The organism is Paraburkholderia sp. MM5496-R1, assembly GCF_050436205.1.
GTDB classification, from domain to species: domain Bacteria; phylum Pseudomonadota; class Gammaproteobacteria; order Burkholderiales; family Burkholderiaceae; genus Paraburkholderia; species Paraburkholderia tuberum.
Window position 1 is genome coordinate 1412094 of sequence record NZ_JBNDLT010000003.1, and the last position, 13962, is coordinate 1426055.

A 13962-nucleotide genomic window follows, 5' to 3' on the forward strand; every position below is an offset into this window, starting at 1 on the left:
TGACAGTCACCCACCTTTCCCGGCCTTTGCGGCGTCTGTTGCACCGAGCGCCCGCAGCTCTTTGAACTGGATGCTGTCAGTGACGTTGGCGCGATCCTTTGCGCGGCGCCACATCGAATGAAGCCCGGTCTTCGAATACGCCCCGCCTTTCTGCGTGGGGAACAGGTATGGGCTGGTGATCAAGTACTTCTTCTTGATCGCCTTCGCGCGATCGATCACCGTGCGGATCTGCAGCGTGATCTCAACGTCCAGCACCTTGCCACTCGTGCCGGCCGTCTTTGACGGCTTGAATCGGATCGTGTTGTCGGTGATCTGCGTCTCGAGCAACATGCGAATGTCGATTGCCCGCTGGCGGAAAATGCCACACTGGACAACAGATCTGACAGGCCCAAACATCAAGATCGGCAACCACGTCGCCTTCAGACTTCGTGAGTGGCATGCTGTCTCCCGGCAACGTCGACACGGTCACCTGCGTATGACTGGCTCCCGGTACATCGCCGACTCGAACACTCACTTCCTGGATGCCATCGAGGTATCCAAACGTATGAATGCGCTATGCCAACGGAGGATTGCAGCGACCGTTCGTAGAATGGTTTTCTTTGGGTCGTCCGTCTATCTTGATTCCATGGACCTGTATCCAGTGAGAGCCACGATGAGCATGAACGCAAGAGATTTACTCGAGCTGCACCGAGATGATCCAACGTCGTCAGAACTGCGGAAGATGGCCGCGAACATCATCGCCGTCGGCGTCGCAGATCAACACGAGGGATGCTGACATGAACGCGCTCGAACAGTGGCGCTCCCGACCGCTGCAGGTCAGTGTCCTGGATCGCTGCGATGAATGCGGCGAGTTGAAGGAAGACGTTCAGAAGCGCGTGAACTATTGGCCGAATATTACTGCCGTCTGCTGTGGGAAGTGCTTCACTGCAATGACCGCCCAATACAGCGGATCTTCAGCCCTATCAGGGGTCAGCGAGGAATGGCGCGCAACGCAATGCTGTCGCGACCGAGCCAGATAAATCAGTGTTTCCTTAGTTCCTTTGGAATTGACGGTAAGGCCGGCTGGGCCTGGGGGGCCGTTTTGGGTTTGCGTGGCATACATGCTCCTTGAGCTACATGTTATGCCTTGAACACAAAATTTATGAAAGGCCCCTAAAGTCCGGCCCGCGGATGACGATAAACCGCTTGATCGCGACGACGCATCGAGCACGAAGCATGGCTCTTGACGGTCCCAATCGTGCTCCTTCTCCTGGCCTCTTCTGCCGCCACCCCACGGCGCCTCCATCTCGGTACGTCGATTTTTTTTCAGAACTCTCCATGAAAAGTAAACGATGGTCAATTAGTCTAGTAACGTCTCTGGCTCTCTCTGCTTTGTTGCCGACGCAGGGCGCGCACGCGCTGGACGCCACCGTTCAGCCCGGGCAGAGCATTCAGAGCGCACTTCAATCGGTAGCGGCAGCGGGTGGCGGCACCGTTACGCTCGGCGCGGGCGTCTGGACCTTGAGCAGTTCGATCCAGATCCCGGGCAGCAACATCACGTTGACGGGCCAAGGTGCCGCAACGGTGATTCAAGGACCGTCGACGCCCTATGTATGGAACCTGATCCTTGTGAATGGCCAGAGGAGCCTGCACGACATTACCATCTCGAACCTTGTGCTTGACGGACAGGTTCCGAAGTCGGCGGCTTTTGATCCTAACAACGCCTACTCGGTGGCGGGCGGTGGCCTCAACGAAGCCGCGAAGGGTTTGGAGCTTGTCGACGCGAGCAACCTGAAGATTCTGAACGTCGAGGTGAGGAACACGGCGGAAGGAATGGCAACCGGGTCCATCAATGGACTGACCATCGATCGCTCCTACTTTCACGATAGCGGCATTATGGTGCACGGTAACGACGGCCTTGCCTGGCACAATGCGTATTTATGGGGCTCGACGAATGTGACGATTACCAACTCGCGCTTCTTGAACTCGTGGGCGGGCGATGGCTTGCATATCAACGGACCGGGGAGCAACGCGATCACTGTCGATAACTCGACATTCGTCGGCAACTATCGGCTGGGTATTCATGCCCAGCAAACTCCTGCCAATCTCACCGTCTCGAACAACGACCTGAGTTTCAACGGCTCGACCGCGCCCGGCACTGCGAACTACAACGGTCTGTCCATGAGCGGTCTCGACATGGAGTCCACGACTGGAACGATAGTCGGCAATACAGCCATCGGCAACACCAACGAAGGCATCATCACCCGCAGTGGAACCGGCACGCTCGCCGGCAATACGGCGCTCGCCAATAGCTGGTGGCAGATCGACAATTTCGGCTCCTACACGGTCGGTGCGAACTATTCAGTGCAGGGTCATGGTAGTGCGCGAGGCGTCGGGCCGATTCCGGACGGGACATATCAGATCGTATCCCGATCGAGCGGGCTGGCGCTGGCACCGGCCGGCCAGGCAAACGGCAGCTTGCTGACGCAAACTCCTTATACGAGGTCGACAAGCCAACTGTGGAGCTTCGTCAATCTGGGCAATGGCGAATATGAGGTCGCCGCCGCCAGTAGCAGCCTGGCGATGGACGTGAGCGGAGCGGGTACCGGAGATGGGGCGCAGGTTCTGGTGTGGAATTACCACGGTGCCGCCAATCAGATCTGGCGTGTCATCTCGACCGGCTCGCAGTATTACCGTCTGTGTCCGGCCCACGCGCCCGGTTCGTGCCTCGATGTCAAGGGTGGCTCGACGGCTTCTGGTGCAAATGCAGACCTTTGGCAATACGAAGGTTTGCAAAGCCAGCAGTGGCAAGTTCTCGCCCCCTGATCGCAAGCTGCCAGGCAAATCTGAAGATGCGGGCGTTCCACGCGGGGCTTTATAGCTCCGCTGCCGGGTGAGTCGACACGGAAAGTTGTTGCAGCTTCCGGCTCCCCACCCGCATCCGATTCTGTCAGGACTCCTATTCGGTAAGCGTCAGTGCATCCCGTCTTGAATATGGCAAGCCCGAGTGTGAATGTATTGCTTTCGTGAGGATGACAGTGCGCCAGCTCACGCTCATTGAACACGACCACCTCCGCGATGTAGGGCGCCCCCTGATACCAGTTCGGGTCGTCCTGACGTCGGGACCGCATTAGTTGAGAATCTCGCCGTACTCCGGACCCCATTCGATGAGAACGGGCCCACACTGGGTGAGAACAGCCCGATTACATCGGCGCGGAACCGCGTTCAGCAAGAATGTCCGAGCGGCTCAGCCAAGGTGCGTGTCAAAGTCAGCTAACGACCCACTTCTGCCCCTCGACCGACGGTATCTCAACGGGAGCTTTAGCTGCGGAGCAGACAGTCGGAAAAGTCGTTCGGAGGGAGGCGCGAGCGATGCGCCGGCGTGGGCGCTACACTCATATCTGTACTCCGACTGCGATGACGATGGAGACGGCGAGGATCCACAGCTCGATGGCGGTGAAGCGGGGGTATCCAATCTTTTTCATCGTCTTCCTCTCCTTATGACCCGCAGCCCGAACTTCATTGGGCATTCCCGGCCGGCAAGTACCTGGCTCTGGCCGTCGTCGATGTGCAACAAATCAACGGCTTGTACCTCAGCCGACGGTGAAACCTCGGCCCGAGGTCGAGGTCGACGCGCCGTACTTGGCCGGGGTCTGCGCCTGGCTACCGGTGGCAGGCGCGTTCCGCCGCTCGCTGACCGCTCGGTAAAAAAAAGCCGGCGGAAGCCGGCTTCGAAGCAGGTTCCGTTTTTCCCAGGGGTGCGGAGGTAGGAACCTGAGGAGACTCATTGTGTCAACGCGTTGGCCGGGTGATGTCCTACAACAGTTCACAAGCGTCCAAACTAAGACCTGCCGATTCGATCCTCGCCTCCTAAATAACAATCGCACCGTCCATGGAACCATGGTATGCGGATGCTCCCAAGACGGCCATTCTACGAACGGTTGCCGCAGTCGTACGCGAGCGTCGGGCTCTTATACTCGTGTATATCATCGAGACGATGAAGCGGGTCGGGCGTCGAACAAACATATTGCAGTACAACAGGACGGAGCGTGCCTGCCCGAGCGGCGGGTACTGCGGGGTAGCAGACGTCGGAACGTCCGCGAGAAGGTGCCGACCAACGTCAGTAGCTGGCCGAGAGCACCAGTTCAATCAAGGTCCTGTAGAGCGACCGTTGAAAATCGTCGACGGCCGCTTTCGGGCGGCTTCTGTGGATGAGTACTGTCGGCCAGGAAGCGCCGTTCGCCCGGTCTTGCACGAGGACATTCGTACGTCCGCTACTGTTTAGGTTTGTAGGATGCCTGCCCTCGACCACGGATATGAGCGCACGCCACAGGCGCATGCTCCTGAAGCCGATCGCACCGGCTCGCGAAAAGCCGGTGCGATGCTACCTACCTCAGGACGAGGCGAGCGTGACGATGTCGCTGGCGCTCATGGCGCCGTTATAGACACGGAAGTCGTCGATCAGACCGCTGAAATACGGGTCATTAGATTGTGAACGTCCGAGCCAGTTGTTCGTCGTACCTCGCAATTGGAACGGCGAAAGGAACATCGAGGCATTGGTTCCGACAACGGCTCCATTGACGTACAACGTGCCAGTCGCACCGGACAGCGTCACCGCGACATGCACCCATTGCGACATCGGCAGCGCCGCGGTGCCGTTGATACGTTGCTCGGCATTCCCAGTGCCGCTCTCCGTGATCGCAAACCGCACCGTGCCGAGATTGCTTCGCGGTGTCAAAAACATGTAACGAGTGGTGTTGTTGCCAAAGTCGAAAATACGCTGCCAATTCGAGGAGCCATTCCAGTACACCCAGGCCGCGATGGTGAAGTCGTTGATGTCTGAGATGAAACCGGCCGGCAGGGTGACATAGGCGCCGCTCCCGTTGAGCTGCACGGCGGTGTTGTGCTTGCCGGCCGCCCATGTTGCGCCGCCGAGCAGCGTGCCGTTATTGCCATTGCCCGTCGCATCGGAGGCGGTGGTGCCGCTCCCCTCGTCGAAGGTGAGGTTGGTATCCATCCGCGTGCCGCTCACGCCCATCGCTTCGTTCGACTGCGTCGTTTCGCCGGACGGCGTGATTGCGGTCACCACGTAGTAGTAAGCGCCTGCGGGCAGGTTGGCGTCGGTATACGTCAGAAGATCGGAAATACCGCTCGCGGCAAGCGTGTAGGGGCCGCCGGACGTCGTGCTCCGGTAGACGTTGTAGCTGGTCGCATAGGCGGTTCCCCACCAGGACAGGACGATCTGGCCGGCAATCGTTGGCGCGATCAGGCCGGAAGGCGGAGTCCCTTGAGCAATGGGGTCGCGCTGGAAGGTCAAGGTGCCATAGCCCAACTGATCAGAATTGCCGCCAGTGCCAAGTCCGCCTTCCGGTGAGTGCGACGTCGCAAATTTCTGGCAGTATGGAGCGGCTATACCTTTCCGGTTGACGTAATGGTTGTAAATGAGCGCCCACTGCGGCCGGAGGTTGCCCTGAGCGGAGGTCGAAAAGACGTTGTCGTACGCACCGGTGGTAGGGCAGTAATAGGGAGAATGGCACTTACTTAAGCCTACATGGAGGAGAAGACGCGGGTAAGTGCTTGAAGAGAAAGGGAGGGGGCTGATCCAGGGATTGATACGATGGTTGTTACCAGGCAAACACCGTCTCATTCCAAAGATCAGCCCCCATGGATCGTAATGCACGAAGTCATCACAGGCAAACACGAAGCAGGGTTCAAAGCCGGGCGTGCAGGGCCCAGGCGGTAGACTACTTCAACATACTGACGAGCCCGGGGCTGTTGGGCATAACGGAAGCGTATTTGCCAGAACATCGGGAACGGCTGTATCCGCCGACGGTGACACTGTCGATGTTCATGCGCCAGGCGCTGGAAGAGGACGCCTCCTGTCAGAAGGCAGTCAACGGGTGGGCGGCGCAGCGAGCTGCCGACGGGCTGCGGCCCATGAGTGTGCGTACGGGAGGCTACTGCCGCGCTCGCCAGAGACTGCCGCTGACGATGGTGCGGGAGTTGGCGCGCGAGACGGGGCGCCAACTGCATGAGCAGGCCGAGCCTGCCTGGAAGTGGCGCGGGCGCCCGGTCAAGCTGGTTGACGGCACCGGGATCTCGATGCCCGATACGCCGTCGAACCAGGCCCGTTTCCCGCAGTCCAGTGCTCAGGCCGAAGGAGTGGGCTTTCCATTGGCCTATCTGGTTGCGGTGATCTGTCTGGCAAGCGGCGCAGTACTGGAGTCGGCGGTCGGAACTTACGCGGGCAAAGGCAGCGGGGAGCTGACGGCGTTTCGCATGCTGCAAGGCACGTTTCGCAAAGGTGACGTGATCGTCGCCGATGCCTTGTACTGCCACTACTTTCTGATGGCCTCAATGATCGCCGCCGGGGTGGACGTCGTGATGGAACAGCATGGGGCACGCCGCACCGACTTTCGGCGAGGCCGGTCCCTGGGCACGCGCGATCACATTGTGACGTGGCCCAAACCCCGGCAGCGTCCTGACTGGATGACGCATGAGCAGTACCAGGCCTTCCCCGATGAGCTGATGGTGCGCGAGTCCAGGCTGCATCACCGGGTGCTGGTCACCACGATGCTTGATGCACGCAAGACCAGCAAACAGGACCTCTCGCAGTTGTACGCCAGGCGCTGGAACGTGGAACTGGATCTACGTAACATCAAGACGACGATGGGCATGGATGTGCTGCATTGCCAGACTGCCCACATGAACGAAAAGGAGACCTGGGTCCATCTGCTGGCCTACAACGTGATTCGGCTGCTGATGGCTCAGGCCGCCAGTCACCATGCCACTGACCCGAGAACACTGAGTTTCAAACACACGGTGCAGTTATGGACTGAATGGCTGGCCAGAGGTCTGACGGCAACTCACAACCAGAGTCTCCTGTTCAACCTGATCACGCAGTCTTGCGTTGGGAGTCGCCCCGGTCGCATCGAACCACGAATGCGCAAACGAAGACCGAAGTCCTACCCATGGCTGAAAGAGCCTCGTCACATCGCACGTGAGCGCGTCCAAAAATATGGGCACGCTCCACGGGCTTAAGTAAGTGCCATTCGCCTTAGTACTAAACCGCTTCCCTCCCACTACCGCGTCAGCGGTTTAGTACACAGCAGAGATTTTTTTGGTTGGCGATCGCGGCTACTGACGCGTGAACAGGCCGGACGGGGCCCCTCCGCGATCGCCAATCAAAAAAATCTCTGCTTTATAGAAAGCTTCGCATAAGGCCGATGAAGGACCGTCCGTCTTTCACAATCGAACGTACGGAAGCAGAGGCGGATTCAACGTCCGAATGGTCCCCCCCTTGGCCGCGGAAGCGAAAAGTTCGCATATTGACTGCTGGCCTGCCAAAGGCACTCGCCATGACAAAGTCCTGGCACCATTGCACGACTGCCCAAAAGGCACCCTCCTTCGAAATGTTCGCACCGTGTTGCCGCTTTTCTAGCACCGTTATGGGGCGTTTTAAGCAAAGACTAAAGAAGTTCTTCAACCGGTCGATAGCTTGATCAGGGGCTCTTCCCGCCGTGGGATCTAAACCAGAGGTCCGACGTTCCCTGCACGGAGAAACTCAGTGAAACGCCTGGCTTGCCGCACGTGGGACGAAAACTTTGCGATAGAGCGACCACGCCCATGAAACGCAACCTGTTCTTCCGGTTTCTCGGACGTCTCCGCGTCGGCCGAAAGCTGCTGCTGATTTATCTGCTCGACTTGAGCGCAGTCCTTTACATCAGCGGCATCCTGATCCGCGAAAAGTACATCGCAATTGACTTCTCCGACAAGGAGCTGATCGGGAATGCCTACGTCGCGGCCGTGCATGACGCGCTTATCGACTTCGCACTCGCGGGGGCTGGGCAGCCGCAGACTGCGGTCCAATTGAAGAGCACTGCTAGCAGACTCGACGACGCAGAGCGCCGCTTTGGCGCGAACATGCAAAGCGCAGTTATTAACGAACGGGTCCGCGATGCACTCGAAGCAAGTTCGGCGCCGCATGCGAGCGCATCGACGGTGGACCTCGGCCTCGACGCGACGCGCGCACTGGTGACCCGGGTCGGTAACCAGTCGAACCTGATTCTGGATCCGGACCTGGACAGCTACTATTCAATGTCACTGTCGATTCTGCGCTACCCGGAGCTGCTCGGCGACGTCAACCGGATCGGCCGCCACCTGCACGATGCCGGCGCGAACCCTCACGCCGCATCGATGAGCCACGATGAGATGCGTACCCGCTACCTCGTGCTGGAGGGACAGCTCGACGCGGTATTGCAGGGGCTGCGCTCGGACTATGCGGAAGCTTCGGCCGCGAACGGCACACTGACCGGCACGATTGGACCGTCGGTCGAACGCATGCTCGCCGCCGTCGAAACGTATCGCCGCATGGCTGGAGCCGCAGTTGACGCTGGCGCGGATGCGGCCGCGCTGAACCGGCTCGATTCCGCACAGCAGCGCCTGGTAACGAGCGTAAGCGACGCGTGGAGTAACACCGGCAGCCAGCTCGAAAGTCTTCTGCATAAGCGCGTGCGCGGCCTCTTTGAGCGAATGTGGCTGCACCTTGGAACGGCATTCTTTCTGCTATGCGCGATCCTGAGCATGGTGTACTTCGTCGCGCAGCAGATTTCCCGCCCCTTGCGCCAGCTGGCGCGCGTGATGGATACCGTGCGCCGCACAGGAGACCACTCGCTGCGCGCCAGGTGGCATAGTCAGGACGAGATCGGCCAGCTCGTGAGCGGCTTCAACGACATGCTCGCGCAGCTTGACCGCGAGCGCGTCGTGCAGAAGGAGCTTGCCGCGACAGCGCGTGCGTCGGCCGCGCAATACGCTCTTGTAGAGGCGACTCCAGTGCCGATGGTCGTCACGTCAATCCCGGGGCATGAGATCCTGCACGCAAACCGGCCAGCGCTTGCCTGGCTCAACGGCTGCACGGTAGACCCCTGGGGCTTCAGTCTCGACTCGGAGGTACGCGCGCGGTTTTTCCAGCAACTGTCGGACCGAGATGCCGTAGACGAATTCGAGGTGCGCTGGAAGGCCGGCAGCGAACCTACGTGGGCCATGCTGTCGGCGCGACGCCTCGACTTCCAGGGGCGCGACGCAGTATTGACTGCATTCACTCCAATCAACCAGATCAAGCTGATGGAGCAACGCCTCGAATTGTGGGGCAAGGTGTTCGAGGCATCATCCGAGGCGATTCTGATTCTGGATGAGCAACGACGGCTCGTCACTGCCAATGCATCGTTCTATCGAGCGACTGGATATTGCGCTGACGACGTGGCGGGCAAGAAGCCTGCTTTCCTCTTTGGAACGCAGGAGCAAGATGACATTTTTCCGGCCGTCATCGATTCTGTCGATCGCCTCAGCGGGTGGCATGGCGAAGCGCAGGTGCGAAGGCGGGCCGGCAACGACTATCCGGCATGGCTAATGGTGAGCGCGGTGCGCGACCGGCGGGCGAACCTGTCGCACTATATCTGCACGTTGATCGACATCACGGACCGCAAGAAGAGCGAGGCGCGCATTCAGTTCCTAGCCGAACACGACGTGCTAACGGAACTGCCGAACCGCGAGCTGTTCACCAAGCGCCTTGGCGTCGCACTCGGCAATGCGCGCCACTCCGGCCAACGCGTCGGCGTGCTTTTCATTGATCTGGACCGGTTCAAGAACATCAATGATTCGCTTGGCCATCACATCGGCGACAACCTGTTGCGCTCGGTCGCGCGGCGCCTTCTGCAAGCCGTGCGCAGCAATGACACCGTCAGCCGCCTCGGTGGCGATGAGTTCACGGTAATCCTCAACGGTGTCAGCAATGTGGCGGATGTTACCCGTGCGATCGAGGATCGTCTGTTGCCGCTCGTTCGTCAGCCGCATGAACTAGGCGGCGCCGCATTGCCGGTGTCATGCAGTGTCGGCGTGGCACTTTTCCCGGACGATGGCGAGGACATCGATACCCTGATGCAGAACGCCGACGCCGCGATGTACCAGGCGAAGGCCGCGGGACGTAACCTCGTCAAGTTCTTCGCACCTGATATGGCCGAACGCGCGCGCTACCGGTTGACGCTCGAAGCGTGCCTGCGCACGGCGATCACCAGGCAGGAGTTCCGGCTCGCGTACCAGCCGTGTGTCGATGCCCGCACGGGCGAACCGGTTGCCGTTGAGGGGCTCTTGCGCTGGAACAGCCCGCAGATCGGCACGGTGTCGCCTGCGCAGTTTATTCCGGTCGCCGAAGACACACGACTCATCATTCCGATCGGTGCCTGGGTAATCGACGAAGCATGCCGACAGGTCGCCGCGTGGGACGCTGGCGGGCTGATGCATTTGCGCGTCTCGATCAACGTGTCCGCGATCCAGCTGCGCGATCCAGACTTGATAAGCTCGCTCGCAGACAGTCTCGAGCGGTACCGCGTGGCTCCCGATCGGCTCGAACTCGAGATCACTGAGACGGTGTTGATGGACAACGCGGAGAACTATCTCACCACGATCCAGGCGATCCGCAAGCTTGGAGTCAAGCTATCCCTCGACGATTTCGGTATCGGTTACTCAAGCCTCAGCTATCTGAACCGATTTCCGCTTGATCGCCTCAAGATCGACCGCGCGTTCGTGCAAGACATGCTCGATGCGCCGGCCGACCTCGCAATTATTCGGGCAATCATCGAGCTCGGCCACGAACTGGGCCTCCGAGTGGTCGCCGAAGGAGTCGAGAGCGAGCATCAGGCTCAGATCCTGCGAAACATTGGTTGCGACGAACTGCAAGGTTTCCTCTTCTCGAAAGCATTGTCGCCTACCGAATTGCGGTCCTGGAGTAGCGTACGCAAGGTGGCTTGAGCGCCGCAGTAGCTTTCTTTCGCGCGATAGTATTCTCCGGGGCCGGAGCGGCCAAGCGTGATCACAACTGGCTGCACTTGGACCCTCAAGCGACCTCCGAAAAACCTCGACCAACGGCGGAAATTAACGGGCGGATATACGGCCATCGAGCGAGGTGCCGATCGTGTCGGTTGCCATCCGCCGGTGCGCACGGCGCTTCGGGTGCTGGCTTTCATCGCGTTTTGCAACATATTGAATCTGGCCTACACGAGCGCGATGGGTGTGCACGCGGTGTATGCCGATCCGTGGCCGGCGGATATGCCGAGCTGGCTCGCTAACAACCGTTAGGCGCACAGTGCCCGCCATCGTCAAACGCCACAGCGGATAACCGATGACGCATTGCAAGCCGCATCGCTTCGCCGACGTCGAGTATCGTGTAGAAGACGAAATCGCTATCGTCACGATGAGCCATCCGCCAGTCAACGGATTAGGTCTGGGAATCCGTCGCGGACTCGTTGCCGCGTTTGAAGCGGCCCGGTGCGACGCGCGGGTTCGCGCGATCGTAGTCAATGGCAGTGGACGAGGCTTTTCCGCGGGAGGTGATATTCGCGAGTTCGGCACTTCCGCTGCCACAGCTTGGCCAGCATTGTCGCTGCACGTTCATCCGGTGATCGAGGCGAGCGACAAGCCGGTTTTTCAAGTCACGCCGGGACGGCTCCGCTCGATAAGCACCAGCTGATTTGCTACTACGCGGAAAGTTGCTTGCGCAGATCGCCTTTTCGCACCTTTCCCGAAGGCGTGCGCGGCAGCTCTGCAACGATGCAAAGTTGCTCGGGCGTCTTTTGCTTCGCCACGCCCGCGCCGGCAAAGTGGGTCTGGACTGCGATCAGGTCGAGCGACGTGCGTTCGTGCAAGACGACGACCGCACAGACTCTTTCTCCATATCGTGCGTCTGGCTGTGCCAAGACGGCGACATCGCGCACGGCCGGGTGAGTGGCAAGTACTCGCTCTACTTCGAGCGACGATATATTTTCTCCTCCGCGAATCACGATGTCCTTCTTTCGGTCCGTGATGGTCAGGCAACCGTTTTCGTCGAGACGGCCGATATCGCCGGTCCGGAACCATCCGTCGTGAGTGAACGCGGCCGCATTGAGCGCCGGGTCGGTGTAGCCGACAAACAGCTCCGGTCCTTTGATCAGAATCTCGCCGTCGCGCCCGGCAGGCAGGTCGCTGTCCAACTCATCGACAACGCGCACCTGCGAGCCGGGTTGAATGCGACCGTCCGTGCAGGCCCGGATATCAAAAGGCGAATCGGCCCAGCCGACACTCACTGTCGAATGCTCGGTCAGCCCGTACGCGCGGGTTCCCGCGAAGCCGGCCCGATCGGCCATGGCGACGTGCTCCGGCGTGACACCCGTGCCGCCCAGACCGTAAGAAGCGAGGGACGCCAGGCTGCGCCCGTCGCGGCGGGCGGCTTCGAGGAGCCCCTGGAGATGAAACGGCGTGCCGCCCGAGAGGCGCACGCGATACTCATCGACCAGTCGCGCGGCAAGCGAGGCGTCCCATCGGTCCATGAACACCATCTCGGTGCCTGTAATGAATGGACGCAACAGGAAATTGAAGCCTGCAATATGGCCAGCAGGGAAGGGCGTGAGATACGGCCCAGGCCCGTCGATGAACGGAATTTGCCACTCTGCGCCTACTGTGCGATGAGAGTGCTGCACGCCTTTGGGCGAAGCTGTCGTTCCTGACGTGTACAGCAGCAGGCAGATGTCTTCCGACGTTGGCGGGTCAGCAGGGCGGTGTTCATGCGTTGTCGCGGCGAGTCGTTGCAGCGCGCCAAACGTGATGCCGTTCGAGGGCGCCCGATCGCCAACGACGATCACGCGCTCGAGGTCGGGCGTGTCGCCGAGCGCGGCGACACGCTCCAGGTAGTCGGTTCGGGACCAGAAATCGGGCACGCACAGAACGCGGGCGCGGGATTGTCGAAGGATGAAGCCGACTTCGGCGGGACCGTAGATGTGTACGATCGGCACGAGTACCGCACCGATCTCCAGTGCAGCCAGATACAGAAGCGCAGTCTCGCGCTGTGTGGGAAGCTGTATCGCGATCACATCGCCTCGACGCAGACCGAGGGCTGTGAGTGCCTTGCCAATCTCTTTCGCGTCGCGCAGCAGGGACTCGGTGGTGCAAGTGTAGGCACCGGCCTGGGTATGAAAATGGAGTGGCGTCGCGCCGTGCTTTTCGACGGCGCGCGCAATCAGGGCCGCAAGAGGCAAACCGCTCGACCACGGCGCAGTTTTCGATTCGCGCAGATTGGAATTCATGCTAGCAAGGCTCGCAAGAGACTCACCAGCGCGAGTGGCTGGTCAAGCATCATGTGATGGCCTGCGCGTGGCATCGTGATGGGACCCTTCGCGCCGGGAATCGCAGCTACGATGCGGCGCGCGCGATCGGCGCTGACCACGCTGCTGCACTCGGCGTGCACATAGCTGACGGGAACCGCGATGCGGGTCAGCAGGTCTTCTTCGCCTTCGACCGGCTGGAGATTCCGCAACTTCGGGTCGAAGCGCCATACCCAGCCGTCGGCGGTTTGACGAAGTGAAGTCCGCGCGAGGTGCTCGAGCAGCCACGGCTCGCAATCTTGTTCCGGGATGAGTCGAAAGCGACTGAGTGCAGTATGCCAGTCCGCATAGGGGCGGGGCGGCGGGCGTCGTTCCACTGCAGGCAAGGTTTCGCCGCGTAGCATGAAATACGAATCGAGCACGACTGCATGCGAGAGACGATCGGGAAAGGTCGCGCACGCCTGGAGCAGACGCGATCCGCCGAAACTGTGGCCCACCGCGACGCACGGTCCAGAGCCGATTGCATCCACGACAGCGACGAGGTCGCGCACGAAAACGTCGGCGCTGTATTCCTGCCTGTAGGCGCTGTCGCCCATGCCGCGGAAATCCAGAGCAAAGACGCGAAAGCGATCGGTGAAGAAGGGCGCAATGAAGTCCCACCAGTGCGTGTGCCCGAGAAAACCGTGTGCGAAGACAAGTGGCGGCTTACCGGTGTCTGCGGCGTTCCACGAGACATAATGGACAGTCACCCCGCCGCCTTCGGTGAAGTGAGATCGACGCGGCTGGGCCATGGCGTGATCGAACCATGAGGGGACACGATCATTCATTGCGGATTTTCCATTACCTGAGGCTT

Annotated in this window: 9 protein-coding genes; 5 read left to right on the plus strand and 4 right to left on the minus strand. The window is 60.2% G+C overall.

All coding sequences use genetic code 11. The features are described 5' to 3' along the window. Window positions 1-6: 6 nt before the first annotated feature. Window positions 7-330, minus strand: coding sequence for a hypothetical protein (locus OKW38_RS32785; protein ID WP_429364947.1), 324 nt, complete (start codon window positions 328-330; stop codon window positions 7-9). Between the two features lie 987 nt (window positions 331-1317). Between OKW38_RS32785 and OKW38_RS32790 the strand changes: the two genes are divergently transcribed. Next, entirely contained in the window at window positions 1318-2805 is a 1488-nt protein-coding gene (locus OKW38_RS32790) for an RICIN domain-containing protein (protein ID WP_090808706.1), read from the plus strand. Window positions 2806-4372: 1567 nt separating this feature from the next. Here OKW38_RS32790 and OKW38_RS32795 read toward each other — a convergent pair. Next, on the minus strand, window positions 4373-5311 hold the full coding sequence (locus tag OKW38_RS32795; RefSeq protein WP_429364948.1) for a LamG-like jellyroll fold domain-containing protein: 939 nt from the start codon (window positions 5309-5311) through the stop codon (window positions 4373-4375). 332 nt (window positions 5312-5643) lie between these two features. Here OKW38_RS32795 and OKW38_RS32800 point away from each other — a divergent pair, with 332 nt between their 5' ends. The 4 genes from OKW38_RS32800 (at window position 5644) to OKW38_RS32815 (ending at window position 11503) form a co-directional block, all read left to right on the plus strand. Next, window positions 5644-7020 (plus strand): IS4 family transposase, encoded by a 1377-nt coding sequence (locus tag OKW38_RS32800; RefSeq protein ID WP_429364949.1) that lies wholly within the window; start codon window positions 5644-5646, stop codon window positions 7018-7020. A gap of 585 nt (window positions 7021-7605) precedes the next feature. Beyond that, window positions 7606-10785 carry a bifunctional diguanylate cyclase/phosphodiesterase gene (locus OKW38_RS32805; protein ID WP_429364950.1) on the plus strand — a complete coding sequence of 1060 codons (3180 nt, stop codon included), beginning with the start codon at window positions 7606-7608 and terminating at the stop codon, window positions 10783-10785. Window positions 10786-10842: 57 nt separating this feature from the next. After that, window positions 10843-11112: a hypothetical protein gene (locus OKW38_RS32810; protein WP_429364951.1), complete on the plus strand. Its 270-nt coding sequence runs from the start codon at window positions 10843-10845 to the stop codon at window positions 11110-11112. Window positions 11113-11155: 43 nt separating this feature from the next. Beyond that, window positions 11156-11503, plus strand: coding sequence for an enoyl-CoA hydratase/isomerase family protein (locus tag OKW38_RS32815; RefSeq protein WP_429364952.1), 348 nt, complete (start codon window positions 11156-11158; stop codon window positions 11501-11503). Between the two features lie 7 nt (window positions 11504-11510). Here OKW38_RS32815 and OKW38_RS32820 read toward each other — a convergent pair whose 3' ends face one another. Together OKW38_RS32820 and OKW38_RS32825 are read right to left on the minus strand one after the other, a co-directional pair. After that, a complete protein-coding gene (locus OKW38_RS32820) occupies window positions 11511-13091 on the minus strand; it encodes an AMP-binding protein (protein ID WP_429364953.1) in 1581 nt (526 codons plus the stop codon). Continuing rightward, a complete protein-coding gene (locus OKW38_RS32825) occupies window positions 13088-13936 on the minus strand; it encodes an alpha/beta fold hydrolase (protein WP_429364954.1) in 849 nt (282 codons plus the stop codon). Before OKW38_RS32825 ends, OKW38_RS32820 begins: the two co-directional genes overlap by 4 nt. Window positions 13937-13962: the final 26 nt, after the last annotated feature.

Bases quoted from the DNA above. Each gene is read 5' to 3' on its own strand.
- OKW38_RS32785 (WP_429364947.1), bottom strand. From the start codon at position 330: ATGTTGCTCGAGACGCAGATCACCGACAACACGATCCGATTCAAGCCG.
- OKW38_RS32790 (WP_090808706.1), top strand. From the start codon at position 1,318: ATGAAAAGTAAACGATGGTCAATTAGTCTAGTAACGTCTCTGGCTCTC.
- OKW38_RS32800 (WP_429364949.1), top strand. From the start codon at position 5,644: ATGGATCGTAATGCACGAAGTCATCACAGGCAAACACGAAGCAGGGTT.
- OKW38_RS32805 (WP_429364950.1), top strand. From the start codon at position 7,606: ATGAAACGCAACCTGTTCTTCCGGTTTCTCGGACGTCTCCGCGTCGGC.
- OKW38_RS32815 (WP_429364952.1), top strand. From the start codon at position 11,156: ATGACGCATTGCAAGCCGCATCGCTTCGCCGACGTCGAGTATCGTGTA.
- OKW38_RS32820 (WP_429364953.1), bottom strand. From the start codon at position 13,091: ATGAATTCCAATCTGCGCGAATCGAAAACTGCGCCGTGGTCGAGCGGT.
- OKW38_RS32825 (WP_429364954.1), bottom strand. From the start codon at position 13,936: ATGAATGATCGTGTCCCCTCATGGTTCGATCACGCCATGGCCCAGCCG.